This window comes from Halomonas sp. SSL-5 (assembly GCF_030708455.1).
Taxonomy (GTDB): Bacteria; Pseudomonadota; Gammaproteobacteria; order Pseudomonadales; family Halomonadaceae; genus Halomonas.
Genome location: NZ_JAUYWF010000004.1, coordinates 181,711 through 202,001 on the forward strand (window position 1 = coordinate 181,711; position 20,291 = coordinate 202,001).

Consider the following 20,291-nt stretch of genomic DNA (forward strand, 5'->3'; position numbering starts at 1 on the left):
CAGCTCTTTGGCGTGGGCGACAGGCCCACCCGCGAGCTGTCGCCTCGAGACAAGGAGGCGTCGCCGCGGGGCAGCGTGCCCTCGGGAGTCTGCCTTATCCTGCGAAGACACCCTCGGACTGAGGAGCACGACCATGGCAACCCTACCCACGCAGGCAGACGCGGTGATCATCGGCCTGGGCGGCATCGTCGGTGCCTCGGTGGTCCACCACCTCATCGAGCTGGGCTGGACCAACCTGGTGGGACTCGAGACTGCCGCCCTGCCTTCGGACGTCGGCTCCACCGCCCATGCCTCCGACTTCTGCTACATGACCTCCCATGACCGCCTCTCCTGCTATACCACCACCTACAGCCAGCGCTTCTACGAGGCACTGGGCCACTACCACAAGTCGGGCGGACTGGAGATCGCTCGGGTCGGCGACGAGGCGCGCCTGGCCGAGCTCACGCGCAAGGTCGCCTCGGGCAAGGCCTTCGGCACCAACGTCCGCATGATCGATGCCGACGAGACGGTGGCACGCTTCCCGCTGCTGGAGCGCGACCAGGTGCTGGGGGCCCTCTGGGATCCCGACGCCGGGCTGGTCGTACCCCGCTCCCAGCGCGTTGCCGGCGAGCTGATCGAGAAGGCCGCTGCCAGCGGCCATCTGCACGCCTTCGCCGAGACACCGGCGCTGGATATCGATATCCGCGACGGACGGGTTCACGGCGTCGAGACGCTGAAGGGCTATGTCTCGACCCCACTGGTGATCATCACGGCCGGTATCTGGGGGCCGATCCCCGCCGCCATGGGCGGTGCGACCCTGCCGCTGATGCCGGTGGAACACCCGCTGATCTTCTTCGGCCCCTTCGAGACCTTCGCCGGCACCGGCAAGGAGATCGGCTACCCGCTGCTGCGCGACCAGGGCAACTCCGCCTACCTGCGCGATACCGGCGACCCGACCAGCACCGAGGGCGGCCAGCTGGAGTGGGGCTACTATGAGTCCCACGAGCCGCGCCTGGTGGAGCCGCACGCCATCCTCGATCGCCACCGGGCCCGGCTCTCCCCCTCGATGCGCGACCTGGAGATCGACCAGGTCGGCGAGGCGCTGGAGCGTGCCATGGCACTCACCCCGGTGCTCGGCGAACTGGGGCTGGACGAGAAGCACTCCTTCAATGGCCTGCTCTCGGTCACCTCGGACGGCGGCTCCCTGGTGGGCGAGTCGCCGGAGACCCGCGGCCTGTGGTTCTGCGAGGCGGTCTGGGTCAAGGACGCCCCGGGCATGGGTAAGCTGCTGGCCGACTGGATCACCCATGGCCGCGCCGAGCCCGACCCCTGCGGCATCGATATCGCTCGCTTCTATCCGGTGCAGAAGACCCCGCACCAGGTCCAGGGACGCTGCCGGGAGATCGCCCAGAAGATCTACGACCCGCCGGTGCACCCCCGGGAGCCTTTCGCCAGCGGCCGCGGCCTGCGCCGTGGCCCCTTCTGGTCGAGGGAGCAGGAGTTGGGTGGCCACTTCATGGAGGCCGCCGGCTGGGAGCGTGCCCACGGCTATGCCGCCAACGAGACGCGCCTGGCCGCCTATCTGGAACGGGTCCCGGAACGACCCGCCGAATGGGATGCCCGCCACTTCTGGCGCGTCGCCAATGCCGAGCACCTGGCGCTGTCCGACGACGTGGGCATGATCAACCTCTCCCACTTCGCCATCTACGATATTTCGGGCCGCGATGCCGAGGCGCTGCTGGAGTGGCTCTCGGTGGCTCGGGTGGGCGGCGACACGCCGGTCGGCAAGGGCGTCTATACCCACTTCCTGGATGCCGCCGGCGGCGTCCACTCGGACCTCACCATCGTGCGCCTGGCCGCCGACGCCTGGCGGGTGATCTGCGGCGGCGACACCGGGCACCGCGACCTGATCTGGATCACCCGCCGCGCCGAGACGGTCGGCCTGACCCGCTGGCACCTGGAGGATCGCAGCGACGGCCTGGCCACCCTGGGCCTGTGGGGTCCCAATGCCCGGCGCACCCTGCAGGCCCTCGCCGACGACCCCGAGGCCCTGGACGACGCCCGCTTCCCCTTCGCCACCGCCCGCGAGATCCGCGTACAGGGCCTGCCGGTATGGGCCTTTCGCATCTCCTACGTGGGTGAGCTGGGCTGGGAGCTCTATGTGCCCTTCAGCTATGGCCTGGCGCTCTGGGACCGGCTGTTCGACGCCGGGGTGGTACCGGTGGGAGTCGAGACCTACGCCAACAGCCGCCGCCTGGAGAAGAGCCTGCGCCTGCAGAACGTCGACCTGATCACCGACTACAACCTCTACGAGGCTGGCCTGGCACGGCCCAGGGTCAAGGCCGCGGAGTTCCACGGCAAGGCCGCCTATCTGGAACAGCGCGGTCGCAAGCGGCAACCGGCCACGCTCTGCACCCTGGTGATGGAGGCACACCACGACGCCACCGGCACCCCTCGCTTCCCGGTCGGTCAGTCGCCGCTGCTCGACCCCCAGAGCGGCGAGGTGCCGGTGGACGCCCTGGGCCGGCGCTCCTACGTGACCAGCATCGCCTATGGACCCTCGCTCAAGCGCAACATCGCCCTGGCCTACCTGCCCGTCGACTATGCGGAAGAAGGAAGATCCCTGCTGCTGGAGTACTTCGCCGCGCACTACCCGATGCGGGTGGCGGCGGTGGGCTATCGGGCCCTCTATGACCCGGAGAGCCGCCGGCCGCGCGGATGAGTCCTGCTGGTGACGCCTCACTCTCGGCCGAAAGCCTCAAGCTCCGCGAGTCGCTCCCGGCGTCCCTTGCGCTCCCCACTGGGCGAATGCCCGAAGTGGTCGTGATAGCACTTGGTAAAGTGCGGTGGCGAGACGAAGCCGCAGGCCAGCGCCACGTCGGTGATCGGCAGTTGGGTATTGCGCAGCAGCAACCGGGCCCGGGCCAGTCGCAGCTCGAGGTAGTAGCGCAACGGCGGCTTGCCCACATGGCGCTGGAACAGACGCTCCAGTTGACGTCTCGACAGCCCCGTATAGCGGGCCAGCTCGTCCAGGGACAGGGGGTCCTGGAGGTTGGCCTCCATCAGGGTGGCCACCTCCTCCAGCTTGGGGTGGCTATGGCCAAGCTGCAGGCGTAGCGGGTTACGCTGCCGATCGCTGACCCCGCGGATCCGCTCGTGAATGAACTCCTCGGCGATCGCCTCGGCCAGGGGCAGTCCCTGCTGTCGGCCGATCAGGTGCAGCATCATGTCCAGGGGGGCGATGCCCCCGGAGCAGGTGTAGCGGTCGCGGTCGATGACGAAGAGCTCGTTGGCGAAGGCCACCGCCGGAAAGCGGTGAGCCTCGTGGATGCTGCCGATATGCTCCCAGTGCAGGGTACAGCGATAGCCGTCGAGCAGCCCCGCCTGGGCCAGCGCATAGCCCCCGGTGCACACGGCGCCCAGGGGAGTGCCCCGCTTGGCCAGGCGCTTCAACCAGGCCAGGGTGCCGCGGTCACAGTGGGCCTGCACTTCCACTCCGGCACACACCAGCAACAGATCCAGCGCCGGCATGGGCTCCAGGGGCTGGTCGACCAGCGTTGCCAGGCCGCTGCTGGCGGCCACGGGGCGGCCATCCCGACTCACCAGATGCCAGGTGTAGAGGCGCCGCCCCGCCAGGTAGTTGGCCATGCGCAGCGGCTCCAGGGCCGAGGAGAAGGCCAGCTGAGAAAAGCCCGGCAGCAGCAGAAAGCCGATATCGCGGTGCCCGTCGTCGGGGCATACCGGTACGCTCATGGTCCCTCCTGATGGATCCCGGTGTCGTATAGTTGACTGCAACTATCGGCATAACGCGCCATTGTCACCACCGCAAGCTGTCGCTGAGGCCAAGGGCCCTGACGTCCGCGCACAAGCCGCGGTGACCCGGGCCGCGATACTGAAGCCAGGCGCCGAGTCCGGCGTGACGACTTCAAGGAGAGACAACGATGCCCTCCCACTCCCCCGCCACCCCTGCTTCCGGCGCCTTGCCGCCGAGCAACCTGGAGATCGCCCGCGCCGCAAGGCTCTGGCCCATCGAGGAGATCGCCCACCGCCTGGGCCTGCCCGGCGAGGCGGTGGAACCCTATGGCCGCGGCATCGCCAAGCTCGACCTGGCGGCCCTGGCGTGCCTGGCCGAGCGCCCCTGCGGGCGCTACGTGGTGGTCACCTCGCTGACCCCCACCCCGCCCGGCGAGGGCAAGACCACCACCGCCATCGGCCTGGTGCAGGGGCTCCAGCGCCTCGGCCACAGCGCCACGGTAGCCCTGCGCCAGCCCTCCATGGGCCCGACCCTGGGACTCAAGGGCGGCGCCACCGGCGCCGGCTACAGTCAGGTGCTGCCCATGGAGCGCATCAACCTGCACCTCACCGGCGATATCCACGCGGTGGGGGCGGCCCACAACCTGCTGGCGGCCATGGTCGACAATCACCTTCACCATCGTCTCGAGCCCGAGCTGGATCCCCGCGAGGTGCGCTGGCAGCGCGTCATCGACCTCAATGACCGCGCCCTGCGGCACCTGGTGCTGGGGCTGGGTGGGCGCGGCGACGGAGTGCCCCGCCAGGGTGGCTTCGCGATCACCGCCGCCTCGGAGGTGATGGCGATACTGGCGCTGGCCGACTCCCTGGCCGACCTGCGCCGACGGCTGGGCCGGCTGATCGTGGGGCTGGACCGCAACGGCGAGCCGGTCACCGCCGAACAGATCGGCGCCGCCGGCGCCATGACGGTGCTGCTCAAGGAGGCGCTCAAGCCCAACCTGCTGCAGACCCTGGAGCACGCCCCGGCGCTGATCCACGCCGGCCCCTTCGGCAACATCGCCCACGGCAACTCCTCGATCGTCGCCGACCGCATCGGCCTGCACGCCGGTGACTTCCTGGTCACCGAGGCGGGCTTCGGGGCCGACATGGGGGGCGAGCGCTTCTTCAATATCAAATGCCGCGCCTCGGGTCTCCTCCCGGATGCCGCGGTGCTGGTGGTCACGGTACGCGCCCTGAAGTACCACAGCGGCCGCCACCGGGTAGTGCCCGGCAAGCCGCTGCCCGCCTCGCTGCTGGCGGAGTCTCCCGAGCAGGTGCGGGAGGGCGGCGCCAACCTGCTCAAGCAGATCGACAACGTGCGAGCCCACGGCCTCACGCCCCTGGTGGCGATCAATGCCTTCCCCGGCGATCACCCGAGCGAGCATGACGTTATCCGCGAGCTATGCGGCTCGGTGGGCGTGCGCGCCGAGGTCTCGCGCCATGTCGGCGACGGCGGCGAGGGCGCCCTGGCCCTGGCGCAGGCGCTGGTCGAGGCGACCGACGAGGCCGATACCCACGGCAACGACTTTCACTTCCTCTACCCCACCGAGATGGCGCTGGCGGAGAAGATCGAGTGCATCGCCACGCGCCTCTACGGCGCCGAGGGGGTCGACTTCGCCCCCGGCACCCGAGAGCAGCTCGAGACCTGGCAGCGCCAGGGGTACGGGGCGTTTCCGGTATGCATCGCCAAGACGCATATGTCGCTGTCATCCGACCCCGGCCGGCTCGGGGCCCCCACGGGCTGGCGGCTGCCGGTGCGCGAGGTGCGCCTCTCCGCCGGCGCCGGCTTCGTCTATGCCCTGGCCGGGGATATTCTCACCATGCCGGGGTTCAGCGCCTCTCCCGGCGCCAGGCGGCTCGATATCGATGATCAGGGCGAGATCACGGGACTCGGCTGACCGCCGCGGGAGGGGATGAACGGCCGGCGGTGCCTCCTCCGACGGAGGAGACCCGGGTCGGGGGTCGGTCACAGGCAGCGATGGAACAGCGTCTTGAGATTCTCGACGGTCAAGGTCACCGGGTTGCCGCCACAGCTGGGATCCTGAATGGCCATCTCCGCCAGGTCGTCGATGCGGTCCGGGGTGACGCCGACCTCCGAGAGGGTCCGCGGGATGCCCAGTTGATCGTTGAGTTCCTGGGCGAAGGCCCGGAAGCCATCGAAGCCACCCTCGATACCCAGATAACCGGCCGCCATGTCGAATCGCTCGCGAATCACGTCGGCGTTGAACTCGAGCACCGCCGGCATGCAGATCGCGTTGGTGGTGCCATGGTGGGTGTTGAACACCGCCCCGATGGGGTGGCTCATCGCGTGGATGGCCCCCAGCCCCTTCTGGAACGCCGTGGACCCCATGAGTGCCGCACTCATCATGTGCGCCCGTGCTTCCAGGTCGGTAGCGTCGGCATAGGCGCGCGGCAGGTACTCCTTGACCAGGCGCATGCCCTCCAGCGCGATGCCCTGACTCATCGGGTGATAGTGCGGGCTGGAGAACGCCTCGACGCAGTGGGCGAAGGCATCCAGCCCGGTCCCGGCGGTGATCGGCCGGGGCATGCCGACCGTCAGCTCGGGATCGCACAGCACCACCCTGGGCAGCACCCTGGGATGGAAGATGATCTTCTTCTCATGGGTGCGGGAGTTGGTGATGACGCTGGCTCGGCCGACCTCCGAGCCGGTCCCGGCGGTGGTGGGCACCGCCACGATGGGGGCGATCGTCTCGGCATCCGCGCGCTGCCACCAGTCACCGATATCCTCGAAATCCCACACCGGACGCGTCTGGCCGGACATGAAGGCCACCATCTTGCCCAGGTCCAGCCCCGAGCCGCCGCCGAACGCGATCACCCCGTCATGGCCGCCGGCCCGGAAGGCCTCGACGCCGGCCTGCAGGTTCTGTTCGTTCGGATTGGGATCCACCTCGGCAAACAGGCAACGGCCGAGACCCGCCGCCTCGAGGATATCCAGCGCTGTCCGGGTGATGGGCAGGTCCGCCAGGCCACGGTCGGTGACCAGCAGCGGCCGGTTCATGCCCGCCTCGGCGCAGGCCTCGGGCAGCTCCTTGATCCGACCCGCGCCGAAGCGGATGGCGGTGGGATAGGTCCAGTTTCCGGTCAGTATCATGGGGTCACCTTCTTGATCATGTTGTTGTTTTCTTTAAATAGTAGGACTTCGGCCGGGTCAGGTTGTGGTAGCCGATCACCGACAGGCCGCCGCCGCGCCCCGTGTCCTTGCAGCCGGTCCAGCACAGGCCCGGGTCCAGGTAGTCCGCGCGGTTCATGAACACGGTACCGGTCTCGACACGGTCTCCCACGCGCTGGGCCCGCTCGATATCCGCGGTCCAAAGGCTGGCCGTCAGGCCGAACCGGCTGTCGTTCATCAACCGGATCGCCTCCTCATCGTCCGCCACCGGCATGATGCCGACCACCGGCCCGAAGCTCTCGTCACGCATCACGCGCATCTCATGGGTCACCCGGGTGAGGATCTGCGGCGTCAGGTAGGCGCCCCCATCATCCTCGGGCTTGCGGGCAATATGCGCCGTCGCACCGGCGGCCAGGGCCTCGTGGATCTGGGCCCGCACCTCCTGGGCAAAGCGGATATTCGCCATCGGACCGATATCGGTATCGGCGGCCAGGGGGTTGCCCAGCCTGTAGCCCTCGACGATCGCCACCGCCTTGTCGACGAAGGCCTCGAAGAGGCTCTCGTGCACATAGATGCGCTCGATCCCGCAGCAGCACTGCCCCGAGTTGAACATCGCCCCGTCGACCAGGGTGGCGACCGCGGCATCCAGGTCGGCATCCTCCATGACGTAGCCCGGATCCTTGCCGCCGAGCTCCAGGCCCAGCCCGGTGAAGGTGCCGGCCGCCGCCTGCTCCATGGCGCGCCCGCCGCCCACGGAGCCGGTGAAGTTGACGAAGTCGAAGGCGCGCTCGGCGATCAATGCCGAGGTCGTCGCATGATCCAGGTAGACGTTCTGGAAAACCTCCTCGGGCACCCCGACCGAGTGGAAGGCACGCGCCAGGCGCTCGCCCACCAGCAGCGTCTGGGTGGCATGCTTGAGCAGCACCGTATTGCCGGCGATCAGCGCCGGGGCCAGTGTGTTGATCGCCGTCATGTAGGGATAATTCCAGGGGGCCACCACCAGCACCACCCCGTGGGGAATGCGCTTGATGTAGCGCTTGACCGTGGCATCCTCACCCACCGCGATATCGGCCAGCGCCTGCTCGGCGATGGCCGCCATGTGGGTGCCGCGCTCCTCGAAGCCAGCGAACTCGCCGCCATAGCGAACCGGTCGGCCCATCATGTGCGCCAGCTCCGGCACCACGTCGTCATTCATCTCGCCCACCGCGGCGATACCGGCCTGCACCAGCGCGATCCTCTCCTGGAGAGGGCGCGCCGCCCAGCTCGCCTGGGCCGAGCGCGCCCGTGCGGCGGCCTGTTGCGCGGCGTCCAGCGACAGGGCTTCACGCTCGGCGTAGACCGATCCGTCGATCGGCGAGATGCATGTCAGGACATGACCCATCGTCTTCTCCCGTTTGGAAAGTGCGTCTCCCCTGCCCTCGTGGGCAGGAGTCCGGTCGGCATGGCGCGCCGTCACGAGCGCTCGAAGCCGCGTGCCACCTCGTAATCGGTCACCACCCGGTCGAAGTCCTCGAGCTCCACCTCGGCGGCGCGGGTGTAATGGTCGACCACCGCATCCCCCATGGCCTCGCGCAGCATGGCGGACGCCTTAAGGTCGTGCATGGCATCGCGCAGGTTCTGCGGGATCAGGCCCGTCTCTCCCTCATAGGTATCCCCCTCGGCGGGCGGCGGCAGCTCGAGCGTCTCCTCGATGCCCTTGATGCCGGCGGCGAGTTGTCCCGCCATGGCCAGGTAGGGATTCAGGTCCGAACCGCCGATGCGACACTCGATGCGAACCGCCCGCGTGTTATCGGCGCATAGGCGGAACCCGGCGGTGCGGTTGTCGACCGACCAGACCGTTCTGGTCGGGGCGAAGGAGCCCTTCTGGAAACGCTTGTAGCTGTTGATATAGGGGGCCAGGAAGTAGGTGTAGTCGGGCGCATATTTCAGCAGGCCGGCCAGGTAGTGCTTCATCAGCGACGACATGCCATGGGCATCACTCTCGTCGAAGAAGGCCGGGGTGCCTCCCTGCCACAGCGACTGGTGGATATGGGTGGAACTGCCCGAATGGCCGTGATGCCACTTGGGCATGAAGGTCACCGCCCTGCCCTGCTGCCAGGCGATCTCCTTGGTCGCATGCTTGGCGATGGTGTGATAGTCCGCGGTATCGAGCGCCTTCGCATAGCGGATATTGAGCTCACCCTGGCCGGAACCGGCCTCCCCCTTGGTGCCTTCCACCGGTATGCCCGCCGCGTAGAGATGGTTGCGAAGGGGGCGCAACACATGCTCCTCCTTGGTGGTCTGGAGGATATGGTAATCCTCGTTATATCCGCTGATCGGTGCGATATCGCGGAAGGCGTTGCGACGGATCTCGTCGAAGCTCTTCTCGAACAGGAAGAACTCGAGCTCGGTGGCCATGACCGCATCGAAGCCCAGCGCCTCCAGCCTTGCGAGCTGTCGCTTGAGGATGGTGCGAGGGGCATGGGGAACCGGCTCATGAGTGTGGTGATCCAGCACATCGCACAGCACCATGGCCGTGCCTTCCAGCCATGGCACGGGGCGCAGCGTGGTGAGGTCCGGCTTCATGATGTAGTCGCCGTAGCCGGCGCTCCAGGAGGTGCTGGCATAGCCATCCGGCGTTTCCATCTCGAGATCGGTGGCCAGCAGGTAGTTGCAGCAATGGGTCTCGCCCCAGCCGTCCTCCACGAAGTGACGCGCATGGAGCCGCTTGCCCATCAGGCGCCCCTGCATGTCGACGATGCAGACGAGCACCGTATCCACCTCACCGCTTCCCACCTTGGCCTTCAGGTCCTCAAGGGCATCCAAAGCCAGCGCGTTGGTCATTGCCGACGCTCCTCATCGCATCCAGAAATCCATGCCGGCCCGCATCGGGGCGGCGCCTTGCCCAGTAGAGATGCCCCGGCACCTGCCGGGGCATCTGACCCGATCAGGCATCGGTGTAGCGGTAGGGCCGCCCGGCCTTGCGCATATCGGCGTTGTACTGCTTGAAGATCTCGACCACCCTGGCCTTGGTCTCAGACTCCGCCGCGATCTCGTCCCAGAACGCCTGGGCAGCGGTTTCCACCTGATCCCACTCGGCATCGGGGATCGAGGTGAGCTCCAGCTTGTCGCCATGGACGCGCAGCCTGGCCTCGCCCCCCCAGTACCAGTGCTGACGGTAGTAGTGGGACTGTTCGCAACACACCTCGAAGAGCAGCCGCAGGTCTTCCGGAAGCTCGTTCCAGCGCTCCATGTTGACGAAGAAGTGACCGATCCAGGCCCCCGAGATGTTGTTGGTCAGGAAGTAGTTGGTGACGTCGGCCCAGCCCACCGTGTAGTCCTCGGTGATGCCGGACCAGGCGATGCCATCCAGCTCGCCGGTCTGCACGGCGACCTCGATGTCCTCCCAGGGCAGGGTCACCGGCACCACGCCGAACTGTGACAGGAAGCGTCCCGCGGTGGGGAAGGTGAAGATGCGCTTGCCCTCGAGGTCCTTGAGGCTGCGGATCGGCTCCTTGGTGGCGAAATGGCAGGGATCCCAGGCCCCGGCGCTGACATGCTTGACGCCGACCTTGGCATACTCCTCCTCCCAGATCTCCTTGAGGCCGTACTGGTTGAACAGTACCGGCACATCGAGGCTGTAGCGCGAACCGAAGGGGAAGTAGCCACCGAAGACGGTGACCTCGGTGGGGGATGCCATGGAGTCGTCGTCCGACTGCACGGCATCGATGGTGCCGCGCTGCATCGCCCGGAAGAGCTCCCCCGTCGGCACCAGCTGATCGGCATAGTAGAGCTCGATCTGCATGCGGTCCCCGGCGATCCGGTTGAAGAGGTCGATGGCCGGCTTGGCGACATGCTCCGCCAGGGCGGCACCGGCATAGGTCTGCATGCGCCAGGTGATGGTGGGCTCGGACGACGACTGGGCCATGACCCGTGAGGCCAACGGCGCGATGGCGGCACCGGCCGCGGCATTGATCAGAAACTTGCGTCTTGTTGTCATTTTCTCGCTCTCCTGGTGTTAACTACCGGATGTGACACCTTGTCGGCCCCTGGTGAGGCTCTTGTTGTTGATTCCTGCCATGGTCAGCTCCCATAGATATAGCCCGGAAGCCAGAGTGCAATCTGCGGAAAGACCATCACCAGGCTGAGGGCGACCGTCATCACCAAGACGAAGGGGAGGATCGACCGATAGATATCGCGCAGCCCGATCTCGGGCGGCGCCATGGCACGCATCAGGAACAGGTTGTAGCCGAACGGCGGGGTCATGTAGGCGATCTGGGTGGTGATCGTGTAGAGCACCCCGTACCAGATCAGGTCGAAGCCTAGCGCATCGACCAGCGGGACATAGAGCGGCGCCACGATCACCAGCATGGCGGTATCGTCGAGGAAGGTCCCCATCACGATGAAGCTGAGCTGCATCAGGATCAGGATCATCCAGGGCGACAGCCCCAGGCGCTCGGTGAAGAGGTCCTCGATGGCCTTGACCGCGCCCAGCCCGTCGAAGATGGCGCCGAAGGCGAGCGCGGCCAGGATGATCCACATGAACATGCAGGTGATGGCCAGGGTCTGGCGCACCGACACCTCGAACACCTTGCGGGTCATCCGCCCCTTGAGCGTTGCCGCCAGCAGCGCGGTCACCGCCCCCACGGCGGAACTCTCGACCAGTGAGGTCCAGCCCTTGACGAAGGGCACCATCATCACCGCAAAGATGACCAGCGGCAGCAGGCCCGCCCTCAGCAGGCGAAGCTTCTCGGCCAGCGACACATCGCGCTCCTCGACGGGCAGGACCGGACCCAGGGAGGGCTGCAGGCGGCAGCGGACATAGATATAGATGATGAACAGCGTCGCCATCATCAGCCCCGGCAACACCCCGGCAAGCCACAGCTGCCCTACGGGCTGGCGCGCGATCATGGCGTACAGCACCAGCACCACCGAGGGCGGCACCAGAATCCCGAGGCTGGAACCCGCCTGGATGACGCCGGTCACCATGATCTTGTCGTACCCCCGCCGCAGCAGTTCGGGCAAGGCGATCGTGGCACCGATCGCCATCCCGGCCACCGACAGGCCGTTCATGGCCGAGATGAGCACCATGAGGCCGATGGTCCCGATGGCGAGGCCTCCCCTGACCGGCCCCATCCAGACATGGAACATGCGATAGAGGTCATCGGCGATGCGGCTCTCCGAGAGCACATAGCCCATGAAGATGAACATCGGCAGGGTCAGCAACGGATACCATTTCATCAGCTTCATCGCCGATGAGAACGGGATATCGACACCCCCCGTGCCCCACAGCAGCACGCCGGCCATGGCCCCGACGAAACCGATGGCGCCGAACACACGCTGACCGGTAAACAGCATCAGCATCATGGCGCTGAACATGACGATGGCGATCATCTCGTACGGCATCAGTCGAGCACCCCGCGCAGACGGCCGATATCCTTGAAGAACTCGGCGAGGGACTGGAGGATCATCAGGAACACGCCGAGACAGAGGAGCGTCTTGATCGGCCACAGCCAGGGCCGCCAGGCCGTGGGGCTGCGCTCCAGGAAGCCCAGCGCCTCTCCCGCCGCCGACGGCCCCTCCGTGAAGAAGGTAGCGATGAGGGACAGGAAGAAGTCGAACGGTTCGCTACCGAAGTAGCCGAGGGAATAGGCCGTCGACACCAGGCCGCCATAGAGCAGCACGCCGAGATAGAAGATCAGGAAGAAGACGGTGATGGCATCGACACACGCCTTGGTCTTCGGGCTCCAGTCGCCATAGAAGAGGTCCATGCGCACGTTCGACCCCAACTGGATCGAGTAGGGCCCGCCTAGCACGAAGTAGGCCACCATGACGAATTGCGCGGTTTCCAGGGTCCACAGCGAGGGGGTCATGAACACCTTGGACGCCGACGACCATAGCAGCACCGCCATCAGCACGAAGATCAGGTACATCGCCATTCGCCCGATGACACGGTTCATGGCCTCGATGGCGCCGATATAGATCAGGATGGCCCTAGGCATCGTGCTGCCCCTCCTCGGCCGCTGGCGCCATCCCCAGGCTGGCCAGGGCGGGCCGGATCAGCTGCGACAGCTCCCGGGCCAGCGCCTCCTCCCCTTCCGGCGTGGCCAGCAGGTCATTGCGAATCTCGATCATCACGTTCGCCAACCCGTTGTCGATGCCATGCCGCTTCAGCGAGTGGGTCACCCCATCCTCGGGCCCGTAGGGCGCGTTGCGCTCGATCCGGCGATGGGGAAGGCGCGTGGCTTGCGCCAGCATCGCATCGGCCAGCCGTCGGTCGACATCATGCAGGATGCCGATCTCGACCGCCCGGACCCGACCATGAAAGCTGGGTGTGAAGCTATGGAGGGTGATCAGCACCGTCGGGATGCGGCGCGTGGCACGCTCGGCGAGCACGCTCGTCACGGCGTCGCAGAACGGACGATAGACCGCCTCGACCCGGGCGTCGCGCTGCGCTGCGGTCAGCTGGCGATTGCCCGGCACGTCGATGATTTCCACGCGCTCGGGCATCGCGCTTGCCGCCTCGGGGGGGCGGTTGCAGTCGTAGACCAGCCTCGAGATCCGGCTGGCCACCAGGGGCGCATCCAGCATCGCCGACAGCCGCAAGGCCACCGCCCGCGCCCCGATATCCCACACGGCATGGCTGCAACGATGTTCGGGCCTCAGGCCAAGGTCATGGTATCGCTCGGGGATATGATGAGACGCATGTTCGCACAGGATCACGGCGGGGCCGCGGCCCTGACGATTGTGGATCTCGACACTCGGGGATGACGGCTCGACTGCGCTGGACATCAGGACTCCTCCACGGTCCTGTAAAGATATAGACGTCGAAAAGTCGGTGTGTCAATATTTCTTCAAGCAGCGTTTCCACGTCGATCCGCCAGCGTCATCGGGTGCCCAGCGCCTTTCGGAAAGGACGCATCATGAAGGATTCGTCATGACGACCGACGACTCTCCCGCTTCCGTGCGGGAACTGATTCGCCAACACTACCCCTCACTGACCCACGCGGAGCGCAAGTTTGCCAACGCTCTGCTCGACAACTACCCAGCGGCAGGCCTGGCGTCGATTACCATCGTGGCAAGCAACGTGGGCGTGTCTTCGCCCACGGTGGCACGGATGGTCAAGAAGCTGGGGTTCAAGGGCTACCCGGAGTTTCACAAGGCATTGCTTCGCGAACTGGAGGCGACGGGGGTCGGCCCCACCCAGAGGCGCGCCAACTGGTCATCCGAAGCCCCCGAGACGCACCTGCTCAACCGCTTCGCCCAGGCGGTCACGGGCAACATCCAGCAGACCTTCGCGCATGTCGACAAGGAGCGGTTCGATCGGGCCACCGCGCAACTCGCCGATGCCGACCGGCGACTCTACATCGTCGGCGGGCGCATCACCCAGGCGCTGGCCGACTACGCCTTCACGCACTTCCAGGCGGTACGCCCCCAAGTGACCCACATGACCTCGTCCTCCGGGACCTGGCCGCATTACGTCCTGGACATGGCGCCGGGTGAGACCCTGCTGATCTTCGACATCCGGCGTTACGAGACCAACCTGCTGCGGCTCGCGGAGATGGTGCGCCAGCGCGACGTGCGCATCGTGCTGTTCACTGACCAGTGGGGCTCACCCGTCTCCTCGCTGGCCGACGTCACCTTCAACTGCTGGGGGGAGATTCCCTCGGGATGGGATTCCAGCGTGGCGACCATGATGCTGCTGGAGACCATGATCGCCGCGGTCCAGGAGCAGCGCTGGCCGGAGGCCCGCGATCGCTATGAGCGACTGGACGAGCTGTTCGACATGACGAGCCTGTTCCGCAAGTTCAGCTGATCACCCGCCCCCGTCTGGCGCGCCGGTCGCTGTCATGGCCGCGGTGAGGAGCCCGTGCTCAGATCCCCAGCTTGTCGCGAGTCTGGTAGTACCAGGCGCCGATGGCCGAGAGCGGCACCCGCAGCAGGCGCCCGCCCGGGAACGGCAGCTGGGGCAACCCGGCGAAGGCATCGAAGCGCTCGCCCTGGCCGTGCATGACCTCGGCGATCAGCTTGCCGGCCAGGTGGGTACAGGTGACCCCGTGGCCGGAGTAGCCCTGGGCGTAGTAGACATTGCCGTTGACCACGCCGAACTGGGGCAGACGGTTGAGCGTCATCAGGAAGGTGCCGCTCCAGGCGTAGTCCACCTTGACGTCCTCGAGCAACGGGAAGGTCGTGAGCATCTTGGGCCGGATCACCGCCGTGATATCCGCCGGGTCGCTGCCGCCGTAGTTGACCCCGCCGCCGTAGAGCAGGCGGTTGTCGCGGGTCAGCCGGTAGTAGTCGAGCAGGTAGTTGCAGTCCTCCACCGCCAGGCCATTGGGGAGCAGCTCCCGGGCCCGCGCCTCGCCCAGCGGCTCGGTGGTGATGATCTGGGTGCCGCAGGGCATCGACCGGCTCTCGATCTCCGGCAGCACGCCCTTGAGGTAGGCGTTGCCCGCCATCACCACCCGCTCGGCGCGCACCCGGCCGTTGGCGGTGGTCACCACCACGGGCTCGCCATGCGCAAGGCCGGTCACCGGCGAGTATTCGAAGATGCGCCCGCCCAGCGACTCCAGGGCGGCGGCCTGGCCCAGCACCAGGTTGAGCGGGTGCAGGTGGCCGCCGCCGTGGTCCACCAGCGTGCCGGTGTAGCGGTCGGAGTTCACCTCGCGCTTGAGCGCCTCGCCCTCCAGCAGCTCCAGTTCCCGATAGCCGTAGCGCTCCCACAGCGCCTGATGCTCGCGCAGGCCCTCGAGCTGCTTGTGATTGCAGGCGGCGAAGAGATTGCCGTCACGCAGGTCGCAGTCGATGGCGTAGCGCGCGACCCGCTCGCGGATGATACGGTTGCCCTCGAAGGCCATGTCCCCCAGGGCACGGGCGGTCGTCTCACCGTACTTGGCCTCGATCACGTCCATGTCGCGGCTGTAGCTGTTGACGATCTGGCCGCCGTTGCGCCCGGAGGCGCCGTAGCCGACCCTGACCGCCTCCAGCACCACCACCGAGAGGCCGCGCTCCGCCAGGTGCAGGGCGGCGGAGATGCCGGTGAAGCCCGCGCCCACCACGCAGACGTCGCACTCGACCTCGCCTTCGAGGGCGCCGCGCTCGGGGGCGGGATTGGCGGTGGCGGCGTACCAAGACGCGGCGTGGTCGGGCTCGAACGGGATCGTCATGGCTTAGACCCTCAACAGGAGGTGTTCCCGCTCCCAGGAGCTGATCACCTGGAAGTAGGCGCGGTGCTCGGCGCGCTTCACCGCCAGGTAGCTGTGGGTGAAGCGCTCGCCGAGGATATCGGCCAGGGGCTGACAGTCGTGCAGCAGGTCCAGGGCCGGGCCGATATCGTCGGGCAGCTTGTGGCCGCCGGACCAGGCGGAGCCGGTCATGGGCGGGCGCGGCTCCAGCTGGCCGAGGATGCCCAGATAGCCGCAGGCCAGCGAGGCCGCCATCACCAGGTAGGGGTTGGCGTCGGCGCCGGCCAGGCGGTTCTCCACCCGGGTAGCCTCGGGGCCGGAGACCGGCACCCGCAGCCCCACGGTGCGGTTGTCCATGCCCCACTCCACGTTGATCGGCGCCGAGCCGCTGCTCTCGGTGCGCAGCAGGCGACGGTAGGAGTTGACGTTGGGGGCCAGCAGCGGCATCGCCGCGGGCAGGTACTCCTGCAGGCCGCCGATGAAGTGGTGGAACAGCTTGCTGGGCTGGCCGTCGTCGCCGGCGAACACATTGTGCCCATCCCTCGAGTCAAGCAGGCTCTGGTGGATATGCATGGAGCTGCCCGGCTCGCCCGCCATGGGCTTGGCCATGAAGGTGGCATACATGCCGTGGCGCAGCGCGGTCTCGCGCAGGGTGCGCTTGAACATCACCACCTGGTCGGCCAGGGCAAGGGGGTCACCGTGCTGGAAGTTGACCTCCATCTGGCCGGCCCCCTCTTCGTGGATCAGGGTATCGAGGTCGAGATTCATGGCCTCGCAGTAGTCGTACATCTCCTCGAACAGCGGGTCGAACTCGTTGACCGCGTCGATGGAGAAGGACTGCCGGCTGCTCTCCTGGCGGCCGGTGCGACCGATGGGCGGCTCCAGCGGGTAGTCGGAGTCGGTGTTGGTCTTGACCAGGTAGAACTCCACCTCGGGGGCGATCACCGGGGTCCAGCCACGCTTGGCATAGAGCTCAAGCACCCGCTTGAGCACATGCCGCGGCGCCAACTCCACCGGCTCGCCGGTCAGGTAGTAGCAATCGTGGATGATCTGGGCGGTGGGATCCTCGGCCCAAGGCACCAGGAACACGGCCTTGGGGTCGGGCACCAGCTCCATGTCCCGCTCGGCGGGGTTCCAGAAGCGGATGTCCTCGTCATCGGGATAGCCCCCGGTGACGGTCTGGATGAAGATCGAATCGGGCAGGCGCGGCCGCCCGCCGTTGAGGTACTTGCCGGCGGGCATGATCTTGCCCTTGAGGATGCCGGTCAGGTCGCTGACCAGGCACTCGACCTCGGTGATAGCGTGATTCTGGAACCAGTCGTTGAGGAGCGGCTGCTCCTGTCGGTTACTCATGGGAATGTCCTTGCTCATGGTAAGGCGGCCCCCGGCGCGCCGGGGGCCGTCCGCTCAGCGAGACTGAACCTCCGACCAGAGCTGCTGGAAGATTTGCAGTGACTCGCCCGCAAGGCTCGGCGTGAAGCGCAGGCGCTCCATGTCGTCCTCGCTGGGCTGCACCGGCGGCACGGTCAGCACCTCATCCAGGTAGGGCTCGGCGGCGGCATTGGGGCTGGCGTAGTAGTTGTAGTTCGAGAGCTGGGCGCCCACCTCGGCATCGAGGATGAAGTCGATGAACTTGTGGGCCATGTCGGGGTTGGGGGCCTCGGAGGTGATCATCATCGAGTCCACCCACATCTCGGCACCCTCGTCGGGGATCATGAAGTCCAGCGTCGCGAAGGTCTCCGGATCCTCGTCCTTGAAGAACAGGTAGTCGCCGTTATAGGAGAGCCCCACGTGGGTCACGCCCCGGGCCAGCTGCTGCAGCGCCGGAGTGCCATCGGTGAAGCCGCTGAAGGTATCGCGCCCCTTGGTGTCGATCAGCAGGCGGGCGGCCTCCTTCCAGCCCTCGGGGTCGGTGCAGTCGTAACCGTGGCCCAGGTAGGCGCAGGCGCCGCCCAGGCTGACCTGGCCGTCACCCATCAGCGCGAAGGGGTGTTCCGGATTGACCTCGGGGTCGAACAGCAGCGACCAGCTCTTGGGCGCGTCCGGGAAGGTCTCGGTGTTGTAGACGACCCCGGTGGTGCCCCACTGGTAGGGCGCGGTGTACTCGGCGCCCGGGTCGAAGTCCGGGTCCTGGAACTGCTCCATGACGTTGGCGAAGTTGGGAATCTTCGACTTGTCGAGTTTCTGCACCAGGCCGGTCTCGATCAGCCGCGGCACGTAGTAGTTGGAGGGCACGATGATGTCGTACTGCGAGACACCGCCGGCCTGGAGCTTGGAGAGCATCTCCGGCAGCGAGTTGAAGTAGTTCTGCACGACATCGACGTCGTACGTCTCCTCGAAGGCCTCGATGATCTCGGGGTCCATGTACTCGGTCCAGTTGAACAGGTAGAGCTTGTTCTCCTGGGCCTGGGCGCTGCCGGCAAGCAACGCGGCGCCGACGGACAGGGCAAGTACGGTCTTGTTGATTGTCATGATGACTCTCCTGGTTTCCCCGTGGAGTGAGGTGCCGGCTCAAGCCTGCCGGCGACGGCTGAACATCAGGCTGACGATGGCGGCGATGGCCACCGCGCCGATCATCAGCGTAGCGATGGCGTTGATCTCCGGCGACACCCCCTTCTTGATCGCGCCCCAGATGTAGATGGGCAGGGTCGCGCTCTCCGGGCCGGCGGTGAAGAAGCTGATCACGAAGTCATCCACCGACAGCGTGAAGGAGAGGAAGAATGCCGAGATCAGCGCCGGCTTGATGGTCGGCAGCATGAAGTGGATGACGCGCTTGACCGGGGTGGCATAGAGATCCTTGGCCGCCTCGAAGAGCGTCGGGTCCAGGCCCACGAAACGCGAGTAGACGATCAGCGCCACGAAGGGGATCTGGAAGGTGACGTGGGCGATGATCATGGTGCCCAGCCCCGGCTGGAAGAGCCCGGTCAGGCGGTGGATCTGCACGAAGAAGGCCATCTCCGAGATGCCGAAGACGATATCCGGCAGCACGATGGGCAGGTAGATCAGCACGATCAGCCAGCCCAGCTTGCGATGCCGGTGGCGGTACATGCCGTAGCCGATCAGGCAGCCGATGCCCAGCGCGATCACCGAGGAGACGATGGCCAGCACCATGCTGTTGGCGAAGGCCGAGAGGATCTCCTCGTTGCCCATCAACTGGCGGTACCAGCGCAGCGAGATGCCGGTGAAGCTGGCCGCACTGTTCGAGGCGTTGAAAGAGAACAGGACCACCACGGCCAGCGGCAGGTAGAGGAAGGCCAGGGTGAACCACCAGAAGCCGGTCAGGCCGCGCTTGAGCGTGCGCTTTCTCATATCACCACCTCCTCGCCGCCACCCAGGCGCTTGCCGATGCGGCGCATGGCAAAGAGCCCCACGAAGGTGGCGATCAGCATCAGGATCGCGCCGGCCGCCCCCAGCGGCCAGTTGGCCCCGCCGGAGAACTGGTTGGCCACCAGATTGCCGAGCATCATGCCCTTGCCGCCGCCGAGCAGCTCGGGGATCACGTACATGCCGAAGGCGGGAATCGCCACCAGTACGATGCCGGCCAGCAGCCCCGGCAGGGTCTGGGGGAACACCGCGTGCCAGAAGGCGCGCAGCGGCGAGGCATAGAGGTCCTGGGCGGCCTCCACCTGGGCGGTGTCGAGCTTCTCGAAGGCGGCGTAGAGCGGCAGCACCATGAAGGGCAGGAAGTTATAGACCAGGCCCAGGGTGACCGCGAAGTTGGAGGGGTAGAGCCCCATGTTGGGCGGGATCAGCCCCAGCCCCTCGGCCAGGCCGGAGAGCGGAGTGCCCGGGGCCAGCAGGTTCATCCAGCCGAAGGTGCGGATCACCTGGTTGGTCCAGCTGGGCACCACCACCAGCAGCAGCATGATCGGCCGCCACTTCTCGCGACAGGTGCTGATGTAGTAGGCGATGGGATAGGCGACGATCACCACCAGCCCGGTGGAGATCAGGGTCTGCCATAGCGAGCGCAGCAGGGTATAGAGATTGCCCGGGCTCCAGCCCAGGAAGCCGAAGCCCGCCAGGCGCTCGAACGACGCCAGCGACAGCGGCATCTGCGGCAGGCCGTAGGGGCCGTTGGTCATGAAGGCCACGCCCATCAGGTAGGCGCTGGGCAGCACCAGGAAGAGCAGGATCCAGACCGCCCCGGGGGCGACGGTAAACAGCAGGTGGCGACTCTCGCGCACCATGGCCCGGCTGCGGGCCGTCGGGGTCACACCGGCGTAGGACAT

The 20,291-nt window shown here is 66.8% G+C and carries 16 protein-coding genes; 3 read left to right on the forward strand and 13 right to left on the reverse strand.

Annotated elements, in window-relative coordinates:
* The first annotated feature begins 133 nt into the window (after window positions 1-133).
* The gene (locus tag RAN53_RS06165; RefSeq protein ID WP_305795938.1) at window positions 134-2,701 is read left to right on the forward strand and encodes a GcvT family protein; all 2,568 of its coding nucleotides are present in this window, start codon (window positions 134-136) and stop codon (window positions 2,699-2,701) included.
* Window positions 2,702-2,718: 17 nt separating this feature from the next.
* On the opposite strand, the gene RAN53_RS06170 is transcribed toward RAN53_RS06165, so the two are convergent.
* Entirely contained in the window at window positions 2,719-3,732 is a 1,014-nt protein-coding gene (locus RAN53_RS06170) for a GlxA family transcriptional regulator (protein WP_305795939.1), read from the reverse strand.
* 188 nt (window positions 3,733-3,920) lie between these two features.
* Between RAN53_RS06170 and RAN53_RS06175 the strand changes: the two genes are divergently transcribed.
* Complete coding sequence (locus tag RAN53_RS06175; protein WP_305795940.1) at window positions 3,921-5,666, forward strand: formate--tetrahydrofolate ligase; 1,746 nt, start codon at window positions 3,921-3,923, stop codon at window positions 5,664-5,666.
* A gap of 68 nt (window positions 5,667-5,734) precedes the next feature.
* Here RAN53_RS06175 and RAN53_RS06180 read toward each other — a convergent pair whose 3' ends face one another.
* The 7 genes from RAN53_RS06180 to RAN53_RS06210 form a co-directional block, all read right to left on the reverse strand.
* Window positions 5,735-6,880 carry an iron-containing alcohol dehydrogenase gene (locus tag RAN53_RS06180; protein WP_305795941.1) on the reverse strand — a complete coding sequence of 382 codons (1,146 nt, stop codon included), beginning with the start codon at window positions 6,878-6,880 and terminating at the stop codon, window positions 5,735-5,737.
* A 16-nt stretch (window positions 6,881-6,896) separates the two neighbouring features.
* Window positions 6,897-8,279: an aldehyde dehydrogenase family protein gene (locus RAN53_RS06185; RefSeq protein ID WP_305795942.1), complete on the reverse strand. Its 1,383-nt coding sequence runs from the start codon at window positions 8,277-8,279 to the stop codon at window positions 6,897-6,899.
* Window positions 8,280-8,350: 71 nt separating this feature from the next.
* Entirely contained in the window at window positions 8,351-9,721 is a 1,371-nt protein-coding gene (locus RAN53_RS06190; RefSeq protein WP_305795943.1) for a glutamine synthetase family protein, read from the reverse strand.
* A 103-nt stretch (window positions 9,722-9,824) separates the two neighbouring features.
* Window positions 9,825-10,877 (reverse strand): TRAP transporter substrate-binding protein, encoded by a 1,053-nt coding sequence (locus tag RAN53_RS06195; protein WP_305795944.1) that lies wholly within the window; start codon window positions 10,875-10,877, stop codon window positions 9,825-9,827.
* A gap of 83 nt (window positions 10,878-10,960) precedes the next feature.
* On the reverse strand, window positions 10,961-12,283 hold the full coding sequence (locus RAN53_RS06200; protein WP_305795945.1) for a TRAP transporter large permease: 1,323 nt from the start codon (window positions 12,281-12,283) through the stop codon (window positions 10,961-10,963).
* A complete protein-coding gene (locus tag RAN53_RS06205) occupies window positions 12,283-12,879 on the reverse strand; it encodes a TRAP transporter small permease subunit (protein WP_305795946.1) in 597 nt (198 codons plus the stop codon). Before RAN53_RS06205 ends, RAN53_RS06200 begins: the two co-directional genes overlap by 1 nt.
* Complete coding sequence (locus tag RAN53_RS06210) at window positions 12,872-13,669, reverse strand: N-formylglutamate amidohydrolase (protein WP_305795947.1); 798 nt, start codon at window positions 13,667-13,669, stop codon at window positions 12,872-12,874. Before RAN53_RS06210 ends, RAN53_RS06205 begins: the two co-directional genes overlap by 8 nt.
* Before the next feature lie 145 nt (window positions 13,670-13,814).
* On the opposite strand from RAN53_RS06210, the gene RAN53_RS06215 reads away from it, so the two are divergent.
* Window positions 13,815-14,693: a MurR/RpiR family transcriptional regulator gene (locus RAN53_RS06215; protein ID WP_305795948.1), complete on the forward strand. Its 879-nt coding sequence runs from the start codon at window positions 13,815-13,817 to the stop codon at window positions 14,691-14,693.
* Window positions 14,694-14,751: 58 nt separating this feature from the next.
* On the opposite strand, the gene RAN53_RS06220 is transcribed toward RAN53_RS06215, so the two are convergent.
* From RAN53_RS06220 to RAN53_RS06240, 5 genes are read right to left on the reverse strand one after another with little or no spacing between them, the layout of a single operon-like run.
* The gene (locus tag RAN53_RS06220) at window positions 14,752-16,044 is read right to left on the reverse strand and encodes an NAD(P)/FAD-dependent oxidoreductase (RefSeq protein ID WP_305795949.1); all 1,293 of its coding nucleotides are present in this window, start codon (window positions 16,042-16,044) and stop codon (window positions 14,752-14,754) included.
* Window positions 16,045-16,047: 3 nt separating this feature from the next.
* On the reverse strand, window positions 16,048-17,415 hold the full coding sequence (locus RAN53_RS06225; RefSeq protein WP_305795950.1) for a glutamine synthetase family protein: 1,368 nt from the start codon (window positions 17,413-17,415) through the stop codon (window positions 16,048-16,050).
* A 54-nt stretch (window positions 17,416-17,469) separates the two neighbouring features.
* Window positions 17,470-18,534, reverse strand: a complete 1,065-nt coding sequence (locus RAN53_RS06230) for an ABC transporter substrate-binding protein (protein ID WP_305795951.1) — start codon at window positions 18,532-18,534, stop codon at window positions 17,470-17,472.
* Window positions 18,535-18,573: 39 nt separating this feature from the next.
* A complete protein-coding gene (locus RAN53_RS06235; RefSeq protein WP_305795952.1) occupies window positions 18,574-19,371 on the reverse strand; it encodes an ABC transporter permease in 798 nt (265 codons plus the stop codon).
* Complete coding sequence (locus RAN53_RS06240) at window positions 19,368-20,291, reverse strand: ABC transporter permease (RefSeq protein WP_305795953.1); 924 nt, start codon at window positions 20,289-20,291, stop codon at window positions 19,368-19,370. Before RAN53_RS06240 ends, RAN53_RS06235 begins: the two co-directional genes overlap by 4 nt.

Bases quoted from the DNA above. Each gene is read 5' to 3' on its own strand.
- RAN53_RS06170 (WP_305795939.1), bottom strand. From the start codon at position 3,732: ATGAGCGTACCGGTATGCCCCGACGACGGGCACCGCGATATCGGCTTT.
- RAN53_RS06205 (WP_305795946.1), bottom strand. From the start codon at position 12,879: ATGCCTAGGGCCATCCTGATCTATATCGGCGCCATCGAGGCCATGAAC.
- RAN53_RS06195 (WP_305795944.1), bottom strand. From the start codon at position 10,877: ATGACAACAAGACGCAAGTTTCTGATCAATGCCGCGGCCGGTGCCGCC.
- RAN53_RS06230 (WP_305795951.1), bottom strand. From the start codon at position 18,534: ATGACAATCAACAAGACCGTACTTGCCCTGTCCGTCGGCGCCGCGTTG.
- RAN53_RS06235 (WP_305795952.1), bottom strand. From the start codon at position 19,371: ATGAGAAAGCGCACGCTCAAGCGCGGCCTGACCGGCTTCTGGTGGTTC.
- RAN53_RS06210 (WP_305795947.1), bottom strand. From the start codon at position 13,669: ATGTCCAGCGCAGTCGAGCCGTCATCCCCGAGTGTCGAGATCCACAAT.
- RAN53_RS06185 (WP_305795942.1), bottom strand. From the start codon at position 8,279: ATGGGTCATGTCCTGACATGCATCTCGCCGATCGACGGATCGGTCTAC.
- RAN53_RS06200 (WP_305795945.1), bottom strand. From the start codon at position 12,283: ATGCCGTACGAGATGATCGCCATCGTCATGTTCAGCGCCATGATGCTG.
- RAN53_RS06180 (WP_305795941.1), bottom strand. From the start codon at position 6,880: ATGATACTGACCGGAAACTGGACCTATCCCACCGCCATCCGCTTCGGC.
- RAN53_RS06220 (WP_305795949.1), bottom strand. From the start codon at position 16,044: ATGACGATCCCGTTCGAGCCCGACCACGCCGCGTCTTGGTACGCCGCC.
- RAN53_RS06225 (WP_305795950.1), bottom strand. From the start codon at position 17,415: ATGAGTAACCGACAGGAGCAGCCGCTCCTCAACGACTGGTTCCAGAAT.
- RAN53_RS06175 (WP_305795940.1), top strand. From the start codon at position 3,921: ATGCCCTCCCACTCCCCCGCCACCCCTGCTTCCGGCGCCTTGCCGCCG.
- RAN53_RS06215 (WP_305795948.1), top strand. From the start codon at position 13,815: ATGACGACCGACGACTCTCCCGCTTCCGTGCGGGAACTGATTCGCCAA.
- RAN53_RS06190 (WP_305795943.1), bottom strand. From the start codon at position 9,721: ATGACCAACGCGCTGGCTTTGGATGCCCTTGAGGACCTGAAGGCCAAG.
- RAN53_RS06165 (WP_305795938.1), top strand. From the start codon at position 134: ATGGCAACCCTACCCACGCAGGCAGACGCGGTGATCATCGGCCTGGGC.
- RAN53_RS06240 (WP_305795953.1), bottom strand. From the start codon at position 20,291: ATGTCCTACGCCGGTGTGACCCCGACGGCCCGCAGCCGGGCCATGGTG.